The sequence below is a fragment of the Herbiconiux sp. SALV-R1 genome (assembly GCF_013113715.1).
Classification (GTDB): domain Bacteria; phylum Actinomycetota; class Actinomycetes; order Actinomycetales; family Microbacteriaceae; genus Herbiconiux.
In genome coordinates this window covers 528849-551218 of record NZ_CP053344.1, presented here as the reverse complement: position 1 = coordinate 551218, position 22370 = coordinate 528849, and the positions used below count along the sequence as shown (strand labels likewise).

Sequence of the window (22370 nt, the reverse complement as noted above, 5' to 3'; positions counted from 1 at the left end):
CGCGAAGCCCCCAGCCAGCAACGCAAGGACCTCGACGCGCTCATGAACGGAATGCTGGGTTAGCATGCGGGGATGGCGAAGCAGGGGCGGGTCGATGATGTGGCGATCGGTGGGGATGGGATCCGGCTGGGGCAGTTTCTGAAGTTCGCGGGGCTGATCGACAGTGGGGGCATCGCGAAGGAGGCGATCATCGACGGGCTCGTCACGGTGAACGGCGAGGTCGACCGCCGCCGCGGCCGCCAGCTGCAGCCGGGCGACGTCGTCGGGTTCGAGGGCCGCCGGGCGCGCGTGGTCGCCTAGGAGTCGGCGGGCAACCGCACGCTCTGGGGGAACCGGAAGACGTCGGAGGGGTCGTAGCGCGCCTTCACCGCTCGCAGGTGGTCTACGCCGACGCCCCAGTACCGCTGCTCCCACCCGGGCGCATCCGGGTTCGGCACGTTCGGGTAGGCGCCCGAGACGAACGGCTCCAGCGCCGCCGCGAACTCCGCCACCCACGCGAGGCACTCCGGCGTCAGCGGGTCGTCGGCGGCTGCGACCGCCCCCTCGCCCCGGATGCCCCAGCCCGCGCCCGGCTCGGCATAGAACAGGGCGTCGCGGTGAGCGAAGGCGCTTCCCCCGGCAGGCTCACTGCGGCGCATGGCACCACCGAGGGCGTTCGTGAAGTAGTTGCAGCTCGAGGTGGGCGCCGACGCCATGAACTCGGCGATCAGGGCGACGGCCTCGCGCGAGAACGGCGCGCTCACGAACTGCGAGGCGAACTTCCAGTGCGCGGGCTCCGCGTCGAGAGGCACCTGGAACCGGCCGTAGGCCTCGGCCCATCCCGACTCCACGAGGGCCACCTCCGGGCTCCCGAGCGACAGCATCGGGTCGAGCAGCTCACTCACTTCAGCAGCATCACCCGACGCGAGCACGGCTATCAGCACCACCGCATCCGGCCGTACCTCGAGCTGGCTCGTCAACCGTTCGTCGGCGACGGGCGCCGAACGCTGCCAGGCGTCGAAGACGTCGGCGAGCATCCGGTGCCCGGGCCAGCTCGCCGTGAACGTCACCACGGATGTGAGCGGATGCACGCGGTAGCTCAGCGAGGTCACCACACCGAAGCTGCCGTTGCCGGCACCCCGAAGAGCCCACAGCAGCTCGGGATGGCGCGCCGTGTCGACCGAGATCACCTCGGCGCCGCCGTCGGCCGAGGCCACCACGACCTCGGCCCGCAGCAGGGCGTCGCAGGCCATGCCGAACGCCCTCGTGAGCAATCCGAACCCTCCGCCGAGGGTCGCCCCGGCCAGCCCGACGCTGCCCTCGGTGCCGGTGGGCACCGCGAGCCCGCGCGCGGCGAGGGCGGCGACGACCGAACCCTGGGTGACTCCCGCACCGACCGTCGCCGTCGCCCCCGCCCCGTCGATGGTCACCTCGTCGAGCCCGCTCAGGTCGATGACGAGGCCGTCGTCGAGCGTCGACCAGCCTTCGAGGCAGTGGCCGCCGCCACGGATGCGCAGGGCCACACCGGCACCACGGGCCCAGGCGACCGCGTCGACGACCTCCTCGGCCGACCCGGGGTACACGATGGCGGCCGGCCGGTGCGAGAACAGTCGGTTCCACGAACGGCGGGCCTCGTCGTAGCCGGGGTCGTCGGGCAGCATCACCCGACCCGGGAGGCCGGCGAGGCCGGTCGGCCTGCGCCTCGCGCTCACTCGATGGCCTCGACGGCGGTGCCGGCGTCGGGCTCCGTCTCGAGAACCCGGCGGCGGAAGACCATCATCCAGGCGAAGTAGACGGCGCCCGCGACGAGCAGCCCGAGAACGATCAGCGACGGGATGCGCGCGTCGTCGGGCGTGACCAGCACGAACAGCACCAGCGCCACCCAGACGAGCGCCACGATGGTGACGGGCAGCTCGAAGCGGCCGAGGCTGAAGCCGCCGGGCTTCGGTTCGAGCTTGCGCCGCACCACCAGGTAGAGCACGACGATCGCGCCGTACATCAGCGCCGGCAGCAGCGTGCCGCCCACGATGAGCTGCACCAGCGCGTCGCCCGGCAGCGCGATCATGAGCACGACGCCGATCACCACGATGAGCAGTGTCGCCGCGATGGGCGTGCGGGTGCGCGGGTTCACCCTGCTCATCAGCCGCGCCGCGGGGAACCGGCCGTCGCGCGCCATGGCGAAGGCCTGGCGCGAGCAGGCCGCCATCACCACCATCCCCGCGCCGAAGAAGGCGAACGCGATGCCGCCGAGCAGGATGCGCTCCCACACCGGTCCCAGCTGGCCCCTGATGATCGCGGCGACGGGTGAGGGGTCGGCGGTGACCGCATCCACGTCTCTGATGGCCACCGTCAGCACGATGAGGAACACCAGCCCCGCCACGCTCGCCGCCACCACCGAGCCCACGATCGCCCGCGGCACGGTGCGGAACGGGTTCTTGGCCTCCTCGGCGAGATTGGCGGCGGAGTCGAAGCCCACCAGTGTGGTGAGCCCCATCAGCGCGCCGGCCATGAGCCCGCCGCCGATGGCGAAGTAGTTCGGGTCGGTGATCGAGGTGCCGCGATCGATGAGATTGGCGGGCGCCCCGTCGCCGGTGACGGCGATGACGATGAGCAGCGCGATGACGAGCACCGCGATGATGCCGAGCTCGACCGCCACCGCGGCCGAGGTGATGAGGCCGAACAGGCGGGTCGAGGCGATCACGAACGCCGCCTGCACCAGCAGGATGACGAGGGTCAGGATGCGCGCCACACCCTCGTCGGCGGCCATGCCGAGCAAGGGCATCACCGCCTGGCTCGCCATCGCGTTGGCCATCGTGACGACCGCGATGGCCAGGTACCAGAAGCTCAGCCACCCGAAGAACCAGCCGACCTTCGGGTTCGCCAGGCGCGACGCCCACTGGTACGACGAGCCGCTGAGGGCGATGCGCGCGGCGAACTGCGCCACGACGAGCGCCACGAGGGTCTGCCCCACCGCGGCGGCCACCCAGAGCCAGATGCCGACCGGGCCCGCGGTCTGCAGCATCTCGCCGTAGGTCGCGAATACGCCGACCGCCACCGAGATGAACGCGAACGAGATGGCGAACACCTGGAAGCCGCCAAGGGTGCGCTTGAGCTGGGGGCCTTCTGGGTTCGACGTCGTCGTTCCCGCAGCCACGTCGTGGGTCATGGCGACAGTCTGGAGACGGGCGCTTCCGCGTGACAAGGCCCTGTTGCGGACATGCCCTCAACAGGGCGGGGCGCGGTCTTCCCTCCGGGGTCGGCGGTGCGCCAGGCTGAGGCTCGAGATGCCTGAGTTCACGTGGAGACGCCGGGCGCTGTGGCCGCTCTCGCAGCGATTCAGGCGCCCATCGATGCCTGGCGCACCTCGTACCTCACCTCGGCGATCAGCTTCGCGGTGCCCGGCACCGTCGTCGCAGCGGCCCGGGGCGACGACCCGGTCGTGCTCGCCTCGAGCGGTGACGCCGTGCTGGGCTGGGGCGGGCGGGCGCTGTCGGTCGACGACGCGTTCCACATCGGCAGCATGACGAAGCTGTTCACCGCGGTGCTCATCTTCCAGCTCGACGGATCGGGGGCGCTGTCGCTCGACGACACCCTCGACACCTGGTTTCCCGAGGCGCCGAACGGCGATCGCATCACGGTGCGGATGCTGCTGCAGCACGAGAGCGGACTGAGCGAACTCGACATGGCCCTGGTGGGTGTCGACACCCCTCAGCAGGTGATCGACGACGTGTTCTCGCGCCCGCCGGTCGCCGACCCCGGAACGGCGTACGAGTACCTGAACGCGGGGTACATCATCCTGGGACGGGTGGCGGAGGAGACCTCCGGGCGCCGCTACGCCGACCTGCTGCGGAGCAGGCTGATCGGGCCGCCCGGGCTGCACGACACCTACCTCGACGAGGGTGGAGGCTCATCGTCCGCTCCCGTCAGCGGCTACGACCTCGGATGCTCGGGAGACACCACGATCGCCGACTGCAGAGGTAAGCCGACGGGGCCGATCGCCGTCGACCCCGATCCTTCTCCCCAGTGGACGGGCGCCTGGTCGGCCGGCGGCATGGTGAGCACGGCGCGAGACCAGGCCGTGTGGATCCGCGCCCTGGTCACCGGCGACGTCGTCTCGGAGGCGCATCGGGCCGAGATGGCGGCGCTCACCCCGCTCTCGGCGAGCTCGTACCAGGAGTTCTACGCCGCGACCGGCCTGCCCCCGGTGCAGCTCGGCGAGGGAACCGGCCTGACCTCGTGGAACGTGCCGGGAGTCGGCCGCTGCCTCGGCCACGCGGGCGCCATCCCGGGCTCCAACGGCTTCGCCGCCTACTGCCCCGACACCCACCTCACCGTCGTCGCCCTCAACATCATGAACCCGGCAGGCCTCACCCCCGGCTACCCCGGTCTCCCCTCCCTCGCCCCGGCAGCCCTCAGCGCTCTCGTGGGCTGAGGGCGCCGGCCTCCGGCGTCGCGTCAGGGCACGATCGAGTCGACGTACCCGCCGTCGACCCGCACCGCGGCTCCCGTCGTCGCCGAGGCGAGCGGAGACGCCAGGTAGGTGACCAGATTCGCGATCTCCTCGGGTTCGATCAGCCGCTGCAGCAGCGACTGCGGGCGGTGCAGGCGCATGAACTCGCGCTGCGCCTCCTCCCAGGGCAGGTCGTCGTCGACCAGCTCGTAGACGAAGTCTTCGACCCCGCCGGTGTGGGTCGGTCCGGCGATCACCGAGTTGACGGTCACGCCCGTGCCCGCCGCCGCCTTGGCGAAGCCCCGCGAGACGGCAAGCAGCGCCGTCTTCGACATTCCGTAGTGGATCATCTCGGCGGGGATGACGATCGCCGAGTCGCTCGCGATGTCGATGACGCGCCCCCAGCCCGTCTCGATCATGCCGGGAAGGTAGCTCCTGATGAGGCGCGTCGCCGAGAGCACGTTCGTCTCGAAGTAGCGCCGCCAGTCGTCGTCGGAGATCTCGAGAGCCGGCTGGGCGCCGAAGATGCCCAGGTTGTTCACGAGCACGTCGACGGTCGGCACCTCGGACTGCAACCGCGCGACTCCGGCCTCCTCCGTCACGTCGGCGTCGACACCGACGATCTCGGCTCCGGCGACCGCCTGGCGCAGACGATCTGATGCGGTCGCCACCGACTCGGCCCGCCTGCCGTTCACCACCACCCGCGCGCCTCCCTCCGCGAGTCCCTTCGCGATCGCGAAACCGATGCCCGAGGTCGAACCCGTGACGAGGGCGGTCTTGCCGCTCAGATCGATCTGCATGCCCGTCACCCTACCCGCGAGCACCTCGCTCAGGTCTTGTAGGCGTCGCGGCGATGCACGATGGTGACGACCTCGATGATGACCTGGGCGTCGAGGACGCGGTAGAGCACCCGATACTCTCCCCGACGGGCGGAGTAGAGGGGGAACAGCGGCTCTTCCAGCTGTTTGCCCACGCGCTTCGGGTTGCTGCGCAGGGCACCCATGATGAACTCGAACGCCGCGGTGGCGACCTTCTCGGGCAGGTCTTCGGCGAGCGCCTTCTTCGCAGAGCGCGTGAAGCGCACGTCGTAGACGTGGCTCATCCCGGTATTCGACCGGCCTCGATCATCGCCGCACGCACGTCACCGACGTCGACGACGTCTCCGGCGCCGATCTCGGCGAGCCCCACGCGGATGGCCTCAACCGTCGCCGCGTCGCTCAGGATCTCGATCGTCTCCACCATCGTGTCGTAGTCGTCGGCGCTCAGCAGGACAGCCGCCCGACTCCCGTTGCGGGTGACCTCGAAGCGCTCGTGGGTCTTCGAAGCCGACTCGACGAGCTTGGAGAAGTTCGCTCGAGCGTCTGCGACGGAGAGAGTGGCCATGTACAGAATTCTAGCGTTCGATGACGGGGCTGTCGAGGACGAGTCAGAAGCGGAGGAGGATCTTGCCGGCGCGGCCGGGGGTGGCGCTGGCGGCGGCGGCTTCGCGGGCCTGGTCGAAGGGGTAGACGGCCTCGACGGGGAGCTCGATCTCGCCCGAGCCGATGCGCTGGAAGAGTTCGCCGAACAGGGCCGAGCGCTTGCCCGCCTCCATCTCACGGGTGACCCGGCTGCCCCAGAAGCCCTTCACCGTGACGCCCTTGAAGATGAGATCGCCGGAGGGGATCTTCAGGTCACCCTCCCCCATCGCCCCGAACGACACGAGCGTGCCGCCCTCGCCGAGGAGGCCCGTGAGGTCGCTCGCCGACGACCCGCCGACGGAGTCGACCGCCACCCGCGGGCTGGCGCCGTCGAGCAGTGCCGCCGCAGCATCCTGCCACCCCTCGCTCTCGATCGAGACGACGTCGTGGATGCCGAGGGCCGCGAGCTCGTCGACCCCGGCGTCGCGGCGCACCAGGCCGAGCACACGCACGCCGCGCAGCGCCGCGAAGCGGGCGACGAGGCGGCCGACGGCACCGTTCGCCGTGTTCTGGGCGATCCACTCGCCCTCCGAGACGCCGAGGGAGTCGAGCAGGCTGAGGGCGCTGAAGGGCATCGCGACCAGTTGCGACGCGGTCTCGTCGGAGATGTGCTCGGGCACCGGGATGAGGCCGGCGGCTTTCGCGATGAAGTACTCGGCCCACACCCCGAAGGTGCCGCCGGTGACGACCCGCTGGCCGACCTCGAGCGTGTCGACGCCTTCGCCGAGGGCGTCGACCACGCCGAGCGCCTCGGTGCCGGAGGCCGCGGGGAGTTCGGGCTTGAAGCCGTAGGTGCCGCGGATGGTCCACAGGTCGTGGTTGTGGATAGGCGAGAGCACGGTGCGCACCCGCACCTCACCCGCCCCGGGCTCGGGGAGGGGGCGCTCCGTGACCTCGAGAACATCGGTGGCTTCGCCGAAGGTGGCGTGGGTGATCGCTCGCATGCGGCCGAGGGTACTCCCACCGGCTGACACCCGGCTCGGCGCCCGCAGACGCACGGGAAATCTAGGATGGGGTGATGGGATCGGAACCGGTGCGGTGGCTCACGCACGACCAGCTGCGCGCGTGGATCCGTCTCGAAGCCGTCGCCGAGCTCCTCCCACCGGTGCTCGACTCGCAGCTGCAGCGTGACGCCCAGCTCACCCACTTCGAGTACCTCGTGCTCGCCAAGCTCTCCGAGGCCCCCGACCGCGTGCTCCGCATGACCGCCCTCGCCGCGACCACCAACGCCACCCTCCCCCGACTCTCGCACGTCGTCTCGCGCCTCGAGGCCCGCGGCTTCGTCGAGCGCGTGCCCTGCCCGAGCGACCGCCGCGCCACCAACGCCCACCTCACCGACGCCGGCTGGCAGAAAGTCGTCGAGACGGCCCCCGGCCATGTGGCCACCGTGCGCGAGCACGTCATCGACGCCCTCAGCGACGAGCAGCTGCGGCAGCTCGACGACATCATGGCCGCCCTGCTCACGCGACTCGACCCCGACAACACCCTCCGCTACCTCCCCTGACCCCGCGGCACCCGGGTGTGCTGCAGGAGCGGGCGAGCGGATGTCGGGGGCCGGGCGCACAATGGGTTCATGCCCGAACTCCCCGAGGTGCACGCGCTGGTCACCGACCTCGGCGCGCGACTCGCGGGGCGCACGGTCGAGCGCTTCGTGCCGGTCTCCTTCGCGGCGCTGAAGACCTTCGACCCGCCCGCGTCGGCCCTCGACGGGCAGCCCGTCGACGGCGTCGCCCGGCACGGCAAGTTCCTCGACTTCGGCATCGGCGGGCTGCACCTCGTCATCCACCTGGCCCGTGCGGGCTGGATCCGCTGGCGCGAGGGTCCCCCGCCGCCCCCGAAGGGCCAGCCCGGCTCGGGGCCGCTCGCGGCCCGCCTCGTCCTCGAGGGAGCACAAGACGGGTTCGACGTCACGGAGGCGGGCACCAAGAAGAGCCTCGCGCTGTACGTGGTGCGCGACCCCTCCGAGGTGCCCGGCATCGCGCGGCTCGGCCCCGACCCGCTCGACCCGGCCTTCGACCTCGAGACCTTCGCGAGCATCCTGGCCGGTGCGGGGCGGGCGCAGATCAAGGGTGTGCTGCGCAACCAGTCGACCATCTCGGGCATCGGCAACGCCTACTCCGACGAGATCCTCCACGCCGCTCGCATGTCGCCGTTCAAACCCGCCGCGATGGGCGCCGACGAGGTCGCGGCGCTGTACGAGGCGATGCAGACGACCCTGCGTGACGCGGTCGCCCGCGCCGATGGTCTCGCCGCCTCGGAGCTCAAGGGCGAGAAGAAGGCGAACCTGCAGGTGCACGGCCGCACGGGCGAGGCCTGCCCGGTGTGCGGCGACACCGTGCGGCAGGTCACCTACTCCGACTCCAGTCTGCAGTACTGCGCCACCTGCCAGACGGGCGGCAAGCCGCTCGCCGACCGGGTGCTCTCCCGCCTGCTGAAGTAGCCGGCCAGGCACCCGGAACCACTTTCCTGCGGACAAAGTCCGACAGGGATGACGTTCGGACGGACTTTGTCCGCAAGAACGCGCAGCCCTACCGAAGTCCCTGCGCGTACCGCGCGGGCGTCGACCCGAACCGCTCCGAGAACGCGGCGATGAACCCGCTCGGGGTGGCGTAGCCGACGGCCGCCGCGACCTCCTGCACCGGGCGCCCCTCGGCGAGCAGGCCCGCCGCCGCTTGCAACCGCGCCTGGATGCGCCACCGCCTGAAGCTCTGCCCCGTCTCCGCGAGGAACGCCCGCCCGATGGTCTTGCCGCTGACGCCGAGGCCCGCCGCCCAGTGCTCGAGCTCCCGCGCGTCGGCGGGGTGGCGGAGGATGCCTTCGGCCACCGACCGCGCCCGCGGCTCCCGCGGGAGCGCGATCACGTCGTGGCGGGTCGCCGCGCCCTCGAGCAGGTCGGCGAGCAGCAGCCGGCAGTGCCGTCGGCGCGCCGGCGACGGGTCTCCGTCGACGAGGTGCTCGAGCAGCGACGTGGCGAGGGGGTCGGCGCTCAGGGTGCGCGGCCGCGCCCACTCCTCGCCGCGCGGGCGCAGCCCGGTCTGGGCGTACACGCTGATGAGCCGGCCCTGCCCCGTGAACGCCATCTCGTGCACCGCCCCCGCCGGAATCCAGGCGAGGTGCTCGCCGCGCCGGTGCCAGGTCTCACCCCGCACCGTCAGCTCCATCGCACCGGAGGCCATCCAGGCCAGCTGGTCCTCCTCGTGGCGGTGCGCGTCGAAGCGCGTGCCCGCGTCGACGAGGGTGCGGGACGCCTCGAAAACTTCGGGTGTCCGTTCCGCGACATTTAGCCCGCGAGACGGGCCCGCCGCGGGTGGTGAGTACGTCATATCGGACACTCCTCCGTCCTTTCACGCGTAGTCCCGTCCACCCGCAGCGATGGCGCGGGTGAATTAGGTAAGGCTAACCTGACGTCGGCCTGCACCGCCACACCTGCTCCCGATCACCGAAGGACACCCATGCGCACACGCCCCCTGGGCCGCCTCCTCGCGGCCGCCACCGCCCTCGCCCTCACAGGCGCAGCACTCACCGGATGCGCCACCGCCTCCGACGCGGGCGCCGCCGGCACCGAGAACCCGGCCTACACGACCGAGCCCACCGACTCCTTCCCCCTCACCGTCGAGCACCAGTTCGGCGAGACCGAGATCGCCGCGGAGCCGCAGCGCGTGGTGGTGGTCGGGGTGACGGAGCAGGACATCCTGCTGGAGCTCGGCGTGGTGCCCGTGGCCACCACCGAGTGGTACGGCGAGCAGCCCTACGCCGTGTGGCCATGGGCCCAGGAGCTGCTGGGCGACGCCCAGCCCACCGTGCTCGACCAGACCGACGGCCTCGAGTACGAGAAGATCGCCGCCCTGAAGCCCGACCTCATCGTCGGCACGAACGCCGGCCTCACCGAGGAGATGTACGACAAGCTCACCGCCATCGCTCCGACCGTGACGAGCGTCGCGGGCTCCGAGCTCTACTTCTCGTCGTGGCAAGACCAGACCCGGCAGATCGCCGCGGCGGTCGGCCGCTCGGCGGCGGGCGACGAGCTCATCGCCGGGGTGGAGGAGCAGTGGGCCGCGGCGCGGGCCGCGCATCCGGAGTTCGAGGGCCTCACCGCGAGCTTCTCGCAGGGAACGCCCTACGACGGCGTGCTCTACGTCTACCCCGACGGCCTCAACACCGACTTCCTCACCGAGCTCGGCTTCACCATGACCCAGGGCCTCGAGCAGTACGCGCTCGAGGAGGGTCAGCAGGCCGTGCTGTCGCCCGAGAACGTCGACCTCATCGACGCCGACGTCATCGTGTTCGCCACCGAGACCGCCGACGGCCCGCAGGAGATGCTCGACTTCGGCACCGTGTCGACCCTCGACGCCGTGATGAACCACCGGGCGGTGTTCACCGACGGCGAGCTCGCGGGCGCCATCTACTTCCTCACCCCGCTCAGCCAGAAGTACGTGATCGAGAAGCTCGTGCCGCGACTCGTCGACGCCGTCGCCGGCGAAGCGCCCCACAGCATCGAGGGCTGAGCCGCCCGTGACAGCCACGCCCACACTCCCGCCGACGGTTCAGCGCGGCCCGCTGAGCCGTCGGCGGGTGCTGGGCGCGACGGTCGCCGCCCTGGCGCTGCCCGCGGCCTGCGTGCTCTCGGTGCTGGTGGGCTCGAGGCCGATCGGCATCGACGACCTGGCCCACGCCCTCTTCACCCCCACCGGGTCGCCGACCGACACCATCGTCGCTGAGCTGCGCGTCTCGCGCACCGTCGTGGCGCTGCTGGTGGGCGCGGCCCTCGGGGTGGCGGGAACACTCATCCAGGCGCTCACGCGCAACCCGCTGGGCGACCCGGGAATCCTCGGGGTGAACGCCGGGGCCGCCTTCTTCGTCGCCGTCGCCGTGGGCGCGTTCGGCATCGGCACGGCCAGGGGTTACCTCTGGTTCGCCTTCGTCGGCGCGCTCGCCGTCACGGTGGTGGTGTATCTCATCGGCGCGAGCGGGCGACGGGGCGTCGACCCGCTGCGCATGACCCTCGCCGGCGTGGCGGTGGGAGCTGTGCTCTCGGGCATCACCACCGCACTCATGCTCATCGACCCGGTGTCGTTCGTGAAGCTGCGCGGCTGGGATGCCGGGTCGATCGTCGAGCGCGGCCCCGAGGTGTACCTGCCCGTGCTCCCCTTCCTCGGGGTGGGCATCGTGATCGCGCTCGCTCTGGCGGCGCCGCTCAACGCGCTCGGCCTCGGCGACGACCTCGCCGCGACGCTCGGTGCGCGGGTCGCCCGCACGCGCATCCTCGCCGTCGTGGCGATCACCCTGCTCGCCGGCGGGGCCACCGCGATCGCGGGCCCGATCCTCTTCGTCGGCCTCATGGTGCCCTACGTCGCCCGGTGGATCGCAGGGCCCGACCAGCGCTGGACGCTCTCGCTCTCGCTCGTCATCGGCCCCACGGTGCTGCTGCTGTCGGATGTGCTCGGTCGCGTCGTGCTCGCACCCGGCGAGGTGCCGGTGGGCGTCGTCACCGCCTTCGTGGGCGCCCCGGTGCTCATCGCCGTCGTACGCCGCAGCCGGATGCGGTCGCTGTGAGCGCCCCGGGCGGGGCGCCGGGCCGCGCGGCGGACCGGGCGTCAGGCCGCGCCCCGGGCGGGGCCCCGGGCCCCGCGGCGGGCCGCGCCCCGGGTCGCGCGGCGGGACGCGCGCCGCGCAGCTCGGCGCCCCCGATCGACTTCGGCGCGGCGACAGTCGTGCTGCGCGGCCCGCGCTTCTCGCTGCGCTTCCCCTGGCGCCCGCTCCTCGTGACGGCGGCGATCTGGGTGGTGGTGGCCGCGCTCGCCGTCGTCGCGCTCGGTCTCGGCGACCTCCCGCTCAGCCCCGCCGAGGTGCTCGCCGCACTGTTCGGCGACGACGCGGGCATCGCGCACACCGTCGTGCTCGAGTGGCGGCTGCCCCGCGTGCTCGGCGGTGTCGTCTTCGGTGCGGCGCTCGGCGTGGCGGGCGCCGTCTTCCAATCGCTCACCCGCAACCCGCTGGCGAGCCCCGACATCATCGGGTTCTCGGCGGGATCCTACGCAGGAGCCGTGCTCGTCATCACCCTCGTCGGCGGCGGCTTCCTCGGTGTGGCGGCCGGCGCGCTCGTCGGCGGGCTGCTGAGCGCCGTCGCGGTCTATCTGCTGGCCTACCAGCGCGGCATGCACGGTTTCCGGCTGATCGTCGTCGGCATCGGCATCTCGGCGATGCTCACGGCCTTCAGCACCTTCCTCATCCTGCGCGCGAAGCTGGAGGTCGCCCTGCTCGCCGCCACCTGGGGCGCCGGGTCGCTCGCGCCCGTGGGCTGGGCGCAGGCGGTTCCCGCGACGATCGCCGTCGTGCTGCTGCTCGGTGCGCTCGGTGCGCTGTCGCGACCGCTGCGGCAGCTCGAGCTGGGCGACGACGCCGCCCGCGCCCTCGGCATCCGGGTGGAGCGGGCGCGCCTGGCACTGGTGTTCTGCGGTGTCGCGCTCACCGCCGTGGTCACCGCAGCATCCGGCCCCATCGACTTCGTGTCGCTCGCCGCCCCCCAGATCGCCCGGCGCCTCACCCGCACCGCCGGCGTCGGGCTGGCGGGCGCCGCGGCGACGGGGGCGCTGCTGCTCGTGGCCTCCGACATCGTCGCCGCCCACCTGCTGCCGAAAGACCTCCCCGTGGGCCTCGTGACGGTGGTGGTGGGCGGCCTGTACCTGGTGTGGCTGCTCGTGCACGAGGCACGGAAGCGCCTGTGAGCGGGCCCGACGAGACGGCTCCCGCGCCCGATACCCTTGTCGCCGTGCACCCTCCCGCGATGTGGATCCAGGCGCCCGAGCATCCGATCGCCGTGCGAGGGCCACGCATCGACGGGCGCACGACGCCCCGCCGTCTCGCGCTCCGCGTGATCGCCGCGACGCCGCGGTACACGGTGCCGGCAGCGCTCCTCGTCGTGGCGCACATGATCGGGGAGGCACTCGTTCCCGTGCTCATGGGCCTCGCCATCGACCGGGCCGTCGGCACCGGAGACCTGGGGCAGCTCGCCCTCTGGCTGGTGCTGCTGGCCGTCGACTTCGCGATGCTCTCATTCACCTACCGCTTCGGCTCGCGCATCGGGCTGCTCGGCGAGCAGGCGGTGCAGCACCGGCTGCGGATGATGGTGGCCGGCACCCTGCTGCACCCGGCCGGGGTGGAGGGCGAGGCGAGGCGGCCGGGGGTGGCGCTCTCGCTGGCCACGAGCGACGTCGACCGGCTGGCGAGGGCCACGCTCCTCGCGATCTACCCGGTGAGCGAGGTGGCGGCGGTGCTGTTCGGCGGCGTCGTGCTGCTCTGGATCTCCTGGCCCCTCGGCGTGGCCGTGCTGGTCGGGGCCCCGCTCGTGCTCTGGCTGACCGAGCTGTTCGGGCGGCCCCTCAACCGGCGGAGCGCCGAGGAGCAGGCGGCCGCCGCCGCCGCAGCGGGCCGTGCCGCCGACATGCTCGACGGCTACCGGGTGGTGCGCGGCATCGGCGCCGAGGCCGAGGCGGCCGAGCGCTACCGCAGGGCCAGCCGCCGTGCCCTCGACGGTACCCTGCGGGCGCGCCGCTCTGAGGGTGTCTTCGTCGGGTCGATGGACCTCATGACGGGCTTCTTCATCACCGCCATCGCCCTGGCCGCCGCCCTCGCGGCGTTCGGCGGCGCGCTCAGCGTGGGCGGCTTCATCACGGTGGTGGGGCTCACCTCCTTCCTGCTCGAGCCGATGCAGAACGTGGCGAGCTACACCGGCACCCTGTGGGCCGCCGCCACGGCGAGCGCCGGCCGCCTGCTCGACGTGCTGCGGGCGAATGAGCGCGGTACGGATGCGCGCCGGGCCCACGCGGGAGACGCGGATGCGCGGCGGGCCGACGAGAAAGATGCGGATGCGCGGCGGGCCCCCACGGAAGAGCGGGACGACACGCACGGGCCGGCATCTGAGGGGGCGGGCGGCGGCTCGGGCGACCGTGACGAGACGCACCTGCAGGTCGCGGGGTTGCGCGCCGGCACCCTGCCCGCCCTCGACTTCGAGGTGCGCGCGGGCGAGCTGGTCGCCGTCGCACTCGAGGGACCCGACGCCGACGAGCTCGTCGAGGTTCTCAGCGCCGGGCGCGCCCCGCTGGCCGGCAGGATCCGGGTGAACGGCGCCGTCGTGGCGCGCCCGGGCGAGAACGACCCCGCGCGCACCGGCCTCCACCCGTCGGTGCTGGTGGCGCCGCACACGCCCGAGTTGTTCGCCGGCACGGTGCGCGAGAACGTCTCGCTCGACGGCGTCTCGCCCGCTCTCGCCGCGGCGGCCCTGAGCGCGGCAGGGTGCGACGAGCTCGCCGAGACCCTCCCCGACGGGCACGACACGGCCGTCGGCGAGCGGGGCGGATCGCTCTCGGGCGGCCAGCGCCAGCGCATCGCCCTGGCACGGGCCCTCGCCCAGAATGCTCCGGTGCTCGTGCTGCACGACCCCACCACCGCGGTCGACGCGGTCACCGAGGCGACCATCGCCCGGCGACTGCGGGAGCTCAGGCGCGGGGCGGGCACCGTCGTCGTGACGCGTTCTCCGGCGCTGCTCGCCGTGGCCGACCGGGTGGTCTACCCCGACTCGCCCGCTCCCACCCACGAGGAAGAGGTGCCGCGGTGAACCCCACCCCCTCCCCGCCGCCCGACCGCCTGCCCGTCGCGCCCGCCCGCACCGTGTGGCGCGAGGTGCGCCGGAGCCTGCGCGGCCGCATCCCCGCGCTGCTCCTGCTCGGCCTGGTGCTGCTGGGGGCCGCCGCGGCGGGCCTCGTCTCGCCACTCGCCCTGGGAGTCGTCGTCGACGCCATCGCTGCGGGAAGCAGGGACACCGGCCTCCTCTGGGGCCTCGGCGCGGCGATGGCGGGGGCGATCGTCGCAGCAGCGGCGCTCACCGGCCTCGGAATCGTTCTCGGCTCGCGCCTGTTCGAGACGGTGCTGGCCGATCTGCGCGAGCGGATGGTGGCGAGCGCCTTCACCCTCCCCCAGCAGCGGGTGGAGCGCGCCGGCTCCGGCGACCTGGTGTCGCGCGCGGGCGACGACGTCACGGCTGTCGCGAACGCCATACCCGAGGTGCTCCCGGCGCTCAGCGTATCCCTCTTCACCATCGCGCTCACGGTCGCCGGCATGGCCGTCGTCGACCCCTGGTTCGCGCTCGTGCTGCTCGTCGTCGTGCCGGTGCACGTGCTCGCCGTGCGCTGGTACCTCCGCACGGCCCCGCCGGTCTACGCGGCAGAGCGCGCGGCCATGGCGGCACGCGCCCAGCAGCTGCTCGACTCGCTGCACGGTCTCGACACGGTGCGGGCGTTCCGGCTGCACCGCCGGCATGTCGACGGCATCTCGCGGTCGTCGTGGCAGGTGGTGCGCTGGGTGATGCGCACGGTCGCCGTGCAGAACGCCTTCTTCGCGCGCCTCAATCTCGCCGAGTTCCTCGGCATGGCGGGCCTGCTCGTGGCGGGGTTCGTGCTCGTCGGGGCGGGGCAGAGCACGATCGGCGCGACGACCGCCGCGATGCTGCTGTTCCTCCGCCTGTTCGCCCCGATCAACTCGCTCCTGTTCGTCGTCGACCAGCTGCAGTCGGCCCTCGCCTCGCTCGGCCGCATCGTGGGCGTGATCGCCGAGGCCGGCACCGGCACCGGCATCAGCACGGGCGCCGCCACCGGCACTGCCACCGCCACCGGCACCACCGGCACCGCCACCGCCGGCACCGGCACCGGCACCACGGATGCGGCCCCCGCCTCCGCCCCCGCGGCCCTCCGCCTGCGCGGCGTGCACCACTCCTACCGCGACGGCCACCCGGTGCTGCACGACGTCACCCTCGACGTCGAGCCCGGCGAGACGCTCGCCGTGGTGGGCGCGACCGGTGCGGGCAAGAGCACGATCGCCGGCCTCGCCGCCGGCACGCACGACCCCACCCGCGGCGAGGTGACGAGACCGACGGCACCCGGCCAGGTGGCCCTGGTGACCCAGGAGGTGCACGTGTTCGACGGCACCCTGCGCGAGAACCTCACGCTCGCGGCTCCTGGGGCCAGCGACGGCGAGCTGCTCCGTGCCCTCGACCGGGTCGGCGCCTCAGCTCTTGTCGACGCTTTGCCCTCAGGACTCGACACCCGGCTGGGTGCCGCGGCGACGACGGTGTCGCCGGCCCAGGCGCAGCAGATCGCGCTGGCGCGCGTCGAGCTCGCCGCCCCGGCTCTCGTCGTGCTCGACGAGGCCACGGCCGAGGCCGGGTCGCTCGACGCCCACCGGCTCGACGCGGCCGCCGCCGCGGTCGTCGCGGGCCGCACGGCGCTCGTCGTCGCCCACCGGCTCTCGCAGGCCGCGGCGGCCGACCGGGTCGCCGTGCTGCGCGACGGCAGGGTCGTCGAGCTCGGCACCCACGCCGAGCTCGTCGCCGCCGGCGGGGAGTACTCTCGGCTCTGGGCGGCGTGGAGTGCCGGGCGCTGAGGTGCCGCCCTGCCACAGCCCGAGAACGGAACGGGCGCCCGGCCGGCCGAGCAGATCGTGATCGCCGTCGCTCATGCACTCCCCCACCTCGCAGATAGTCGATAAATAGTCACTTAATATTCGCGTCGGCGCAAGAGCGACGAATGTCGAGTCATGCCACAGTGAAGAGCGATGCGGCAGACGGCCGCCCTGATCGAAGGAGTCCTCGATGTCCAAGCCCGAGCTCACCACTCCCGCCGCCGGGGTCGACTACCCCGGAAAGACCCTCGGAATCGTCGGTCTGATCCTCGCCATCGTCGCCAACCTGATCGGCCTCATCGTGAGCGCCATCGCCTACAGCCAGTCGAAGAAGGCCGGGTACAAGAACACCCCCGCCTTCGTCGGCATCATCGTGGGTGCGATCCTGCTGGTGCTCGGCATCATCTTCACGATCATCGGTGTGGCCGCCGGCATCGCCGCCGTCGACATGACCACCACGACCTACTGATCCACGCCGCGATCAGCGCGGAGCACAGCGCACCGGGTTCCCCTGAGGGGCCCGGTGCGCTGTCGTGTGGAGGGGGTCTCGCCGCTCAGACGAGGGCGACCGCGGCCTCGGGGGTCGCGATGCGGAACGAGAACGACTCCTCGAGGTAGAGGGTGACGGAGTCGGCCGTGTGGTGCGAGTAGCCCAGCGAGACGTCTTGGCCCGACTCGAACACGAAGTCGCCACCGCGCCGGCTCACGACGACGGCGCCTGAGATGCCCGGCACCCACTCCACCGGCCCGTCGAGGATGCGGCGCAGGTGCTCGACGAGCGGGGTCCCCCCGGTGTCGCTGCCGCCCTCGACGTTGACCCACGCATCGGAGTCGAGGGCGATGCCGTACGGCCCGCCGATGCCCGACCGCTTCAGCTGCGCGGCGGCCGCGGCCACCTGCTGGGCGAAGCGGCTGGGGTCGTCGTCGCGCACCAGGGTCGCCGTCGGGATCGACGGCGTGATGCCGGCGAAGCCCACCGCATCCCACCCGTTGAACACCGCCGAGTTCTCGGCGGTCGCCAGCCGCGCCGCCGCCTCGTCGAGCGCGCTCAGGTCGACGTCGATCGCCCCGCGGGCTGCCGCGTCGAGCTCGCTGCGCGCGAGGGTGAACTCGGCGCGGAGTTCGGCGAGCGGCAGCACCACCCGGCTGCGCGCGATGACACCCTCGGCGGGCGCGTCGACGACCGGCCCCACGCGCCCGACCGAGGTCGAGGAGTGCTGCCAGCCGTGCGGCCCGTCGAAGTCGACGAGCTTGCGGGCGCCGAGCATCGGGGCGAGACGCGTGCGGGCCTCGTCGTCGAGCATGGCCCAGGTGTCGGGGGTGATGGGCGCGAGCTCGCGGAACAGGTGGTTCATGACGGTGTCCTCTCAGACGGCGGCGAAGGAGGCGTGACGGTGCGGGGCGAGTCTCGAAGCGACCCGAGGCCGAGCGAGGTGTCGGCCGCTGGTGAGGTGACGGATGCTTCGGCCGCCCCGCCGGCAGACGCCGCTTCCCCGAGGTCGCGGGCTCCGACATCCGCACCCGCCTCTTCGTCATCCGGCTCGTCGTCGAGCGCGGCGAGCAGAGCGGCGGAGGGCACGAAGAAGGTCGAACCGGTACGCGCCACCGAGAAGTCGAGGATGCGGTCGTGCAGGCCCGGCGGGTCTCCGATGAACATGCGCTCGAGCATCCGTTCGATCACCCAGAGCCGCCGGGAGTAGCCGATGAAGTAGGTGCCGAACTCGCCCGAGGCGGGGCTGCCGAAGGGCATGTTGTCGCGCAGGATGTCGTATTCGGTGCCGTCGTCGCCCACGATGGTGGCCAGGGTCTTGTGCGACTTCTGCCCGCTCACCGCGTCGTCGAGCTCGACGTTGTCGGCCTTGCGCCTGCCGATCACGGCCTCCTGCTGCTCGGTGGTGAGCGCGTTCCACAGCTCGATCGGGTGCGTGTACTTCTGCACGACGACGTAGCTGCCGCCCGCCACCTCCGGGTCTTCGTCGCCCACGATCGTCGCCTCGGGCAGCCCCAGCCCCACCGGGTTGGCGGTGCCGTCGACGAACCCGAGCAGGTCGCGCGCGTCGAAATAGCGGAACCCGACAGTCTCGTCGACCACCGAGACCGCCGAGCCGAGGGACTCGAGCAGAAGGCGCTCGAACTCGAAGCAGAGGTCGCGCCGGTCGGCCCTGATGTGCAGCAGCAGGTCGCCCGGGGTCGACGGGGCCGTGTGCACGGCTCCCGCGATCGTGCGGAACGGGTGCAGCTCGGCGGGAAGCGCCCGGCGCGCGAGGGCCGGCCACACCCGCGCCCCGATGCCTACGGTGCAGGTGAGCGAGGCGCCCAGGTCGCGGAAGCCGACGGTCTTCACCAGGTCGTCGAGGCCGGCCAGCACCGACCGCACGGTGTCGGCCGCCTCCGCGCCGTCGGCCACGGCGAGCACCAGGAACACCGCCGACTGCGTCAGGGGCGCGTCGACGCTCTGCGCCTCGATCGGAACCCGTCTGTCGTTCCCGCTCACCGCACCCCCCGCTTCACAGCTGAAGCTTAGCGAGCATCCGTTCTCGACACGGAAGGGGGTGTGAGGATGCGGTCGGCGAGCGGACGGGGCAGCCGGAACAGGTTCTCGAGCACGGTGCCGCGCACGAGCGTGAAGCCGAGCATCGAGGCGGCGACGACGAACGCCGTGCCGAGCACGGGGCCGAGCGCGAACACGACAGGGGCGTCGTGGAGGTCGGCGACCACGGGCACGAGGCAGAGCAGCCAGATGGCGGGGAGCTGGAGGATGTAGATGGGCAGGGTGCGCCGGCCCACCAGCGCGAGCGGGCGGGCCAGCCAGGCGGCGCGGGCGATGAGGGCGCAGAGGCCGACCGCCACCGCGACCGCCACCAGGTCGCGCACGAGCCGCACCGAGCTCTCGAGCGCGGTGCCCATCTCGGTGAGCTGCCAGACCCGCTCGAGCACGAGGAAGAGGGCCAGCGCGCACCCCAGCTTCACCACGACGCGGCCGCCCGCGAACCACCTCACGGCGCCGGGCAGGTAGACGCCCGCCGCGAAGAACACGCCGTAGTAGAGGATGTGCAGCCACTGCTCCTCGGCGAGCTCGGCGGGTGCGACACCCGAGAGCGCGGCCAGGAGAGCGAGACCGCCGAGCACCACGGTCGGAGGCACCCGCTGCAGCGAGGTGAGCACGAGCACGTACACGGCGAGGGCCAGCACGAACCAGAGGATGGTGTCGGGCAGCACGATCTGCCGGAGGTAGTCGGTCGGCGTCTCGAGCCGGAACGGCATGCCCGGCGCGGTGACGGCGAGCGACATGAGCGCGAACACCGTGAGCCACACCAGGTAGAGCCAGTAGGAGGAGACGACCCGCACCGCGTTCCGGCGATCGCTCCACCCCTGCCGCACGCGGCCCGCGACGAGCAGGCCCGAGATGGTGAACAGGGTGGGCAGCCGGAACGGGCCGAAGGCCTCGGTGATGCGGCGCCACTCGTCGGCGCCGTCGATCTCGGGCACCGACGGGTCGTAGACGAAGATGCGCACGTGCAGCATCACCACGGCGATGACGCAGAGGCCGCGCACGACGTCGATCCAGACCGCCCGCGCTGTTCCCGGCTGCTCGACCCCCACCCCTCCAACCTCCCACATCGGGCGCGCGGGCGGCGAGATCGGTCGCGCGCGGCCGTCCGCCGCGCGGATCAGCCGTCAGCGCGACCCGACACCACGGCCGCCCGAGTGAGCTCGGGAGGCTGGTTGTCGAGGCGGTGGATGCCGCCGGTCAGCTCGACCACGGCGCTCGTCTCCCGGTGGTCGCACGAACCTCCCACCCACAGTTCGAGTGCACCGGGCTCCACCACGCGCTCGAGGCGGGCGTCGGAGAACGCCAGCCGCGACGCCGGCACCTCGAAGCGCACCTCGACCTCCTCGCCTGGCTGCAACGGCACCCGCAGGTAGCCGAGCAGCTGGGCGACCGGCCGCGTGACGGAGGCGTGGACGTCGTGCCCGTAGAGCTGCACGAGATCGGTGCCGGCCCGCCGCCCGGTGTTCTTCACCCGCACGGTCGCGACGAACCCGGCCGAGGTCGGCACCGCCGCGTTGTCGAGCAGGAGCGCCGTGCGCTCGAAGGAGGTGTAGCTCAGCCCGTGCCCGAAGGAGCGCACCGGCGTGCTGTCGGCACTCGTGATCTCGGTCGGCCCGCCGAGGCGCGGATGCAGATAGCTGAACGGCTGCGCCCCCGCCGACCGCGGCAGCGACACCGGCAGGTGCCCCGACGGCGCCACGTCGCCCGAGAGGATCGAGGCGAGCGCCATGCCGCCCTCCTCACCGGGAAAGAACGACTGCACCACGGCCGCGACGCGTCCGCTCGCCTCGGCGCCCAGCCCGTCGACGGCCCACCCGATGGCGTAGGGGCGCCCCGAGAGCACCACGAGCACCACGGGCGTTCCCGTGGCCGCCACGGCCTCGACGAGCTCGCGCTGGCGGCCGGGGAGCTCGAGCGACTCCACGTCGTTGCCCTCCCCCACCGTGCCGCGCCCGAACAGACCCGCTCGGTCGCCCACGACCACGATCGCCACCTCCGCCGGCGCGGCAGCCTCGACGGCCGCTGCGATGCGGGCGTCGTCGGCGGCGACGGCGGCAGCCGCGGAGGCCGCCGATGCGCCCACGTCACCCCCGTCGACGCTGCACCCCTCCTCGATGCGGATGCGCGCACCCGGATACCGTGCGGCGAGCGCCTCCGCCAGGGTCGGCAGGGCGAAGCCCGGCTCGACACCGGGGTGGTGTGCCAGCACGTGGTTGACGAAGGAGTAGCAGCCCATGAGCGCCTCGGCGCTGTCGGCGTTCGGCCCGATGAGGGCGATGCGTTCGGGGTCGCGCAGCGGCAGCACTCCGGTGTTCGACACCAGCACGACCGACGCCTGGGCGAGCTCGAGCGCGAGGGCCCGGTGCTCGGCGTCGTCGAGGTCGATCGCGGCGGGCGGGTCGTCGAAGCGGGCGTCGAGGAGCCCGAGCTCCTCCTTCTGCGCGAGCACGCGCAGCACCGCCTGGTCGACCAGCGACTCGGGCACGCGGCCGTCGCGCACCGCGGCGGCGAGCGGCTCGACGTAGGCGTCGCCGCTCGGCAGCTCGACGTCGATGCCTGCGGCGAGCGCCAGCGCCGCGGCCTCCGCCCGGTCGGCGGCGACCCCGTGCATCGAGTGCAGGAACGCGACGGCGAAGTAGTCGCTCACGACGACACCGTCGAAGCCCCAGCGGTCGCGCAGCAGCTCGGTAAGCCACTCCCGGGTGGCCGCCACGGGCATCCCGTCGATCTCGGCGTAGGAGTTCATGACGCTGCGCACCCCGCCGAGGCGCACGGCCATCTCGAACGGCGGCAGCAGCACGTCGGCGAGCTCGCGCGGGCCGGCGTGCACGGGCGCGTGGTTGCGGCCCGCCTGCGACGCCGAGTAGCCGACGAAGTGCTTGAGCGTGGCGTGGATCCCCTCCCCCTGCAGCCCTTGCACGAAGGCCGTTCCCACGGTGCCCACCACGTACGGGTCTTCGGAGATGCACTCGTCGACCCGCCCCCAGCGGGGGTCGCGGATGACGTCGAGCACGGGAGCGAGACCCTGGTGCACGCCGAGCTCTCGCAGCGACCGCCCGATCGCCCCGCCCATCCGCTCGACCAGCTCGGGGTCGAAGGAGGCGCCCCAGGCGAGCGGTGTCGGGAAGGTCGCCGCCTTCCACGCCGCCACCCCGGTGAGCACCTCCTCGTGCACGATGGCCGGGATGCCGAGCCGGGTCTCCGACTGCAGCCGCCGCTGCTCGGCCCAGAGCCAGCGGGCGCGCTCGACCGGGTCGACCGGCCGGGTGCCGTACACCCGGGTGAGGTGCCCGATGCCGTGGGCCGTCGCATCCTCGTAGCGGGTGGAGGTGGCCATCTCGCCCGCCATGGGGGCGACGACCTCGTCGCCCTGGTCGACCCAGTAGCCCACGAGCTGGGCGAGTTTCTCCTCGAGGGTCATCTGCGAGAGGAGGGCGAGCACGCGCGCGGAGGCGATGGTCTGTTCGAGGGTCAT

21 protein-coding genes are annotated in these 22370 nt (G+C 72.6%); 10 read left to right on the top strand and 11 right to left on the bottom strand.

Features of this window, described 5'->3' with window-relative positions; genetic code table 11:
• Window positions 1-72: 72 nt before the first annotated feature.
• Window positions 73-300 carry an RNA-binding S4 domain-containing protein gene (locus tag HL652_RS02720; protein ID WP_171703873.1) on the top strand — a complete coding sequence of 76 codons (228 nt, stop codon included), beginning with the start codon at window positions 73-75 and terminating at the stop codon, window positions 298-300.
• On the opposite strand, the gene HL652_RS02715 is transcribed toward HL652_RS02720, so the two are convergent.
• Together HL652_RS02715 and HL652_RS02710 are read right to left on the bottom strand one after the other, a co-directional pair.
• On the bottom strand, window positions 297-1691 hold the full coding sequence (locus HL652_RS02715; protein WP_216603974.1) for an FAD-binding oxidoreductase: 1395 nt from the start codon (window positions 1689-1691) through the stop codon (window positions 297-299). The two genes, HL652_RS02720 and HL652_RS02715, sit on opposite strands and share 4 nt — an antisense overlap.
• Window positions 1688-3145: an amino acid permease gene (locus HL652_RS02710; protein ID WP_171703872.1), complete on the bottom strand. Its 1458-nt coding sequence runs from the start codon at window positions 3143-3145 to the stop codon at window positions 1688-1690. Before HL652_RS02710 ends, HL652_RS02715 begins: the two co-directional genes overlap by 4 nt.
• A 150-nt stretch (window positions 3146-3295) precedes the next feature.
• Between HL652_RS02710 and HL652_RS02705 the strand changes: the two genes are divergently transcribed.
• The gene (locus HL652_RS02705) at window positions 3296-4411 is read left to right on the top strand and encodes a serine hydrolase domain-containing protein (protein WP_171703871.1); all 1116 of its coding nucleotides are present in this window, start codon (window positions 3296-3298) and stop codon (window positions 4409-4411) included.
• Between the two features lie 23 nt (window positions 4412-4434).
• Here the strand turns inward: HL652_RS02705 and HL652_RS02700 are convergent, their stop codons facing one another.
• The 4 genes from HL652_RS02700 to HL652_RS02685 are packed head-to-tail and all read right to left on the bottom strand — an operon-like array spanning window position 4435 to window position 6833.
• Window positions 4435-5229, bottom strand: a complete 795-nt coding sequence (locus HL652_RS02700; RefSeq protein ID WP_171703870.1) for an SDR family NAD(P)-dependent oxidoreductase — start codon at window positions 5227-5229, stop codon at window positions 4435-4437.
• 29 nt (window positions 5230-5258) lie between these two features.
• The gene (locus HL652_RS02695) at window positions 5259-5531 is read right to left on the bottom strand and encodes a type II toxin-antitoxin system RelE family toxin (protein WP_171703869.1); all 273 of its coding nucleotides are present in this window, start codon (window positions 5529-5531) and stop codon (window positions 5259-5261) included.
• Window positions 5528-5812 carry a type II toxin-antitoxin system Phd/YefM family antitoxin gene (locus HL652_RS02690; protein ID WP_171703868.1) on the bottom strand — a complete coding sequence of 95 codons (285 nt, stop codon included), beginning with the start codon at window positions 5810-5812 and terminating at the stop codon, window positions 5528-5530. The genes HL652_RS02695 and HL652_RS02690 overlap by 4 nt, the downstream gene beginning before the upstream one ends.
• 43 nt (window positions 5813-5855) lie before the next feature.
• The gene (locus tag HL652_RS02685) at window positions 5856-6833 is read right to left on the bottom strand and encodes a zinc-binding dehydrogenase (protein WP_171703867.1); all 978 of its coding nucleotides are present in this window, start codon (window positions 6831-6833) and stop codon (window positions 5856-5858) included.
• Window positions 6834-6907: 74 nt separating this feature from the next.
• Here HL652_RS02685 and HL652_RS02680 point away from each other — a divergent pair, with 74 nt between their 5' ends.
• Together HL652_RS02680 and HL652_RS02675 are read left to right on the top strand one after the other, a co-directional pair.
• Window positions 6908-7393, top strand: coding sequence for a MarR family winged helix-turn-helix transcriptional regulator (locus tag HL652_RS02680; RefSeq protein WP_171703866.1), 486 nt, complete (start codon window positions 6908-6910; stop codon window positions 7391-7393).
• A 69-nt stretch (window positions 7394-7462) separates the two neighbouring features.
• Window positions 7463-8329, top strand: a complete 867-nt coding sequence (locus HL652_RS02675; RefSeq protein WP_171703865.1) for an Fpg/Nei family DNA glycosylase — start codon at window positions 7463-7465, stop codon at window positions 8327-8329.
• A gap of 88 nt (window positions 8330-8417) precedes the next feature.
• Here HL652_RS02675 and HL652_RS02670 read toward each other — a convergent pair whose 3' ends face one another.
• On the bottom strand, window positions 8418-9212 hold the full coding sequence (locus HL652_RS02670) for a helix-turn-helix domain-containing protein (protein WP_171703864.1): 795 nt from the start codon (window positions 9210-9212) through the stop codon (window positions 8418-8420).
• A 129-nt stretch (window positions 9213-9341) separates the two neighbouring features.
• Here HL652_RS02670 and HL652_RS02665 point away from each other — a divergent pair, with 129 nt between their 5' ends.
• From HL652_RS02665 to HL652_RS02640, 6 genes are all read left to right on the top strand, one after another.
• The gene (locus HL652_RS02665) at window positions 9342-10394 is read left to right on the top strand and encodes an iron-siderophore ABC transporter substrate-binding protein (RefSeq protein WP_171703863.1); all 1053 of its coding nucleotides are present in this window, start codon (window positions 9342-9344) and stop codon (window positions 10392-10394) included.
• A gap of 7 nt (window positions 10395-10401) precedes the next feature.
• Window positions 10402-11442, top strand: a complete 1041-nt coding sequence (locus tag HL652_RS02660) for a FecCD family ABC transporter permease (RefSeq protein WP_171703862.1) — start codon at window positions 10402-10404, stop codon at window positions 11440-11442.
• 134 nt (window positions 11443-11576) lie between these two features.
• On the top strand, window positions 11577-12614 hold the full coding sequence (locus tag HL652_RS02655) for a FecCD family ABC transporter permease (protein WP_171707144.1): 1038 nt from the start codon (window positions 11577-11579) through the stop codon (window positions 12612-12614).
• Complete coding sequence (locus HL652_RS02650; RefSeq protein ID WP_171703861.1) at window positions 12611-14503, top strand: ABC transporter transmembrane domain-containing protein; 1893 nt, start codon at window positions 12611-12613, stop codon at window positions 14501-14503. The genes HL652_RS02655 and HL652_RS02650 overlap by 4 nt, the downstream gene beginning before the upstream one ends.
• Window positions 14500-16323, top strand: a complete 1824-nt coding sequence (locus HL652_RS21865; RefSeq protein WP_256371284.1) for an ABC transporter ATP-binding protein — start codon at window positions 14500-14502, stop codon at window positions 16321-16323. The genes HL652_RS02650 and HL652_RS21865 overlap by 4 nt, the downstream gene beginning before the upstream one ends.
• 208 nt (window positions 16324-16531) lie before the next feature.
• On the top strand, window positions 16532-16810 hold the full coding sequence (locus HL652_RS02640; protein WP_171703860.1) for a hypothetical protein: 279 nt from the start codon (window positions 16532-16534) through the stop codon (window positions 16808-16810).
• A gap of 85 nt (window positions 16811-16895) precedes the next feature.
• Here the strand turns inward: HL652_RS02640 and HL652_RS02635 are convergent, their stop codons facing one another.
• From HL652_RS02635 to HL652_RS02620, 4 genes are all read right to left on the bottom strand, one after another.
• Entirely contained in the window at window positions 16896-17696 is an 801-nt protein-coding gene (locus HL652_RS02635; RefSeq protein ID WP_171703859.1) for a family 1 encapsulin nanocompartment shell protein, read from the bottom strand.
• Window positions 17693-18835 carry a Dyp-type peroxidase gene (locus HL652_RS02630; protein WP_171703858.1) on the bottom strand — a complete coding sequence of 381 codons (1143 nt, stop codon included), beginning with the start codon at window positions 18833-18835 and terminating at the stop codon, window positions 17693-17695. Before HL652_RS02630 ends, HL652_RS02635 begins: the two co-directional genes overlap by 4 nt.
• A gap of 26 nt (window positions 18836-18861) precedes the next feature.
• The gene (locus tag HL652_RS02625; protein WP_171703857.1) at window positions 18862-19944 is read right to left on the bottom strand and encodes an acyltransferase family protein; all 1083 of its coding nucleotides are present in this window, start codon (window positions 19942-19944) and stop codon (window positions 18862-18864) included.
• Between the two features lie 68 nt (window positions 19945-20012).
• The gene (locus tag HL652_RS02620; RefSeq protein ID WP_171703856.1) at window positions 20013-22370 is read right to left on the bottom strand and encodes a beta-xylosidase/alpha-l-arabinosidase; all 2358 of its coding nucleotides are present in this window, start codon (window positions 22368-22370) and stop codon (window positions 20013-20015) included.

Excerpts from the sequence above, each read along its gene's own strand:
- HL652_RS02640 (WP_171703860.1), top strand. The coding sequence starts at position 16,532 with ATGTCCAAGCCCGAGCTCACCACTCCCGCCGCCGGGGTCGACTACCCC.
- HL652_RS02720 (WP_171703873.1), top strand. The coding sequence starts at position 73 with ATGGCGAAGCAGGGGCGGGTCGATGATGTGGCGATCGGTGGGGATGGG.
- HL652_RS02700 (WP_171703870.1), bottom strand. The coding sequence starts at position 5,229 with ATGCAGATCGATCTGAGCGGCAAGACCGCCCTCGTCACGGGTTCGACC.
- HL652_RS02710 (WP_171703872.1), bottom strand. The coding sequence starts at position 3,145 with ATGACCCACGACGTGGCTGCGGGAACGACGACGTCGAACCCAGAAGGC.
- HL652_RS02675 (WP_171703865.1), top strand. The coding sequence starts at position 7,463 with ATGCCCGAACTCCCCGAGGTGCACGCGCTGGTCACCGACCTCGGCGCG.
- HL652_RS02695 (WP_171703869.1), bottom strand. The coding sequence starts at position 5,531 with ATGAGCCACGTCTACGACGTGCGCTTCACGCGCTCTGCGAAGAAGGCG.
- HL652_RS02680 (WP_171703866.1), top strand. The coding sequence starts at position 6,908 with ATGGGATCGGAACCGGTGCGGTGGCTCACGCACGACCAGCTGCGCGCG.
- HL652_RS02665 (WP_171703863.1), top strand. The coding sequence starts at position 9,342 with ATGCGCACACGCCCCCTGGGCCGCCTCCTCGCGGCCGCCACCGCCCTC.
- HL652_RS02620 (WP_171703856.1), bottom strand. The coding sequence starts at position 22,370 with ATGACCCTCGAACAGACCATCGCCTCCGCGCGCGTGCTCGCCCTCCTC.
- HL652_RS02670 (WP_171703864.1), bottom strand. The coding sequence starts at position 9,212 with ATGACGTACTCACCACCCGCGGCGGGCCCGTCTCGCGGGCTAAATGTC.
- HL652_RS02635 (WP_171703859.1), bottom strand. The coding sequence starts at position 17,696 with ATGAACCACCTGTTCCGCGAGCTCGCGCCCATCACCCCCGACACCTGG.
- HL652_RS02690 (WP_171703868.1), bottom strand. The coding sequence starts at position 5,812 with ATGGCCACTCTCTCCGTCGCAGACGCTCGAGCGAACTTCTCCAAGCTC.
- HL652_RS02685 (WP_171703867.1), bottom strand. The coding sequence starts at position 6,833 with ATGCGAGCGATCACCCACGCCACCTTCGGCGAAGCCACCGATGTTCTC.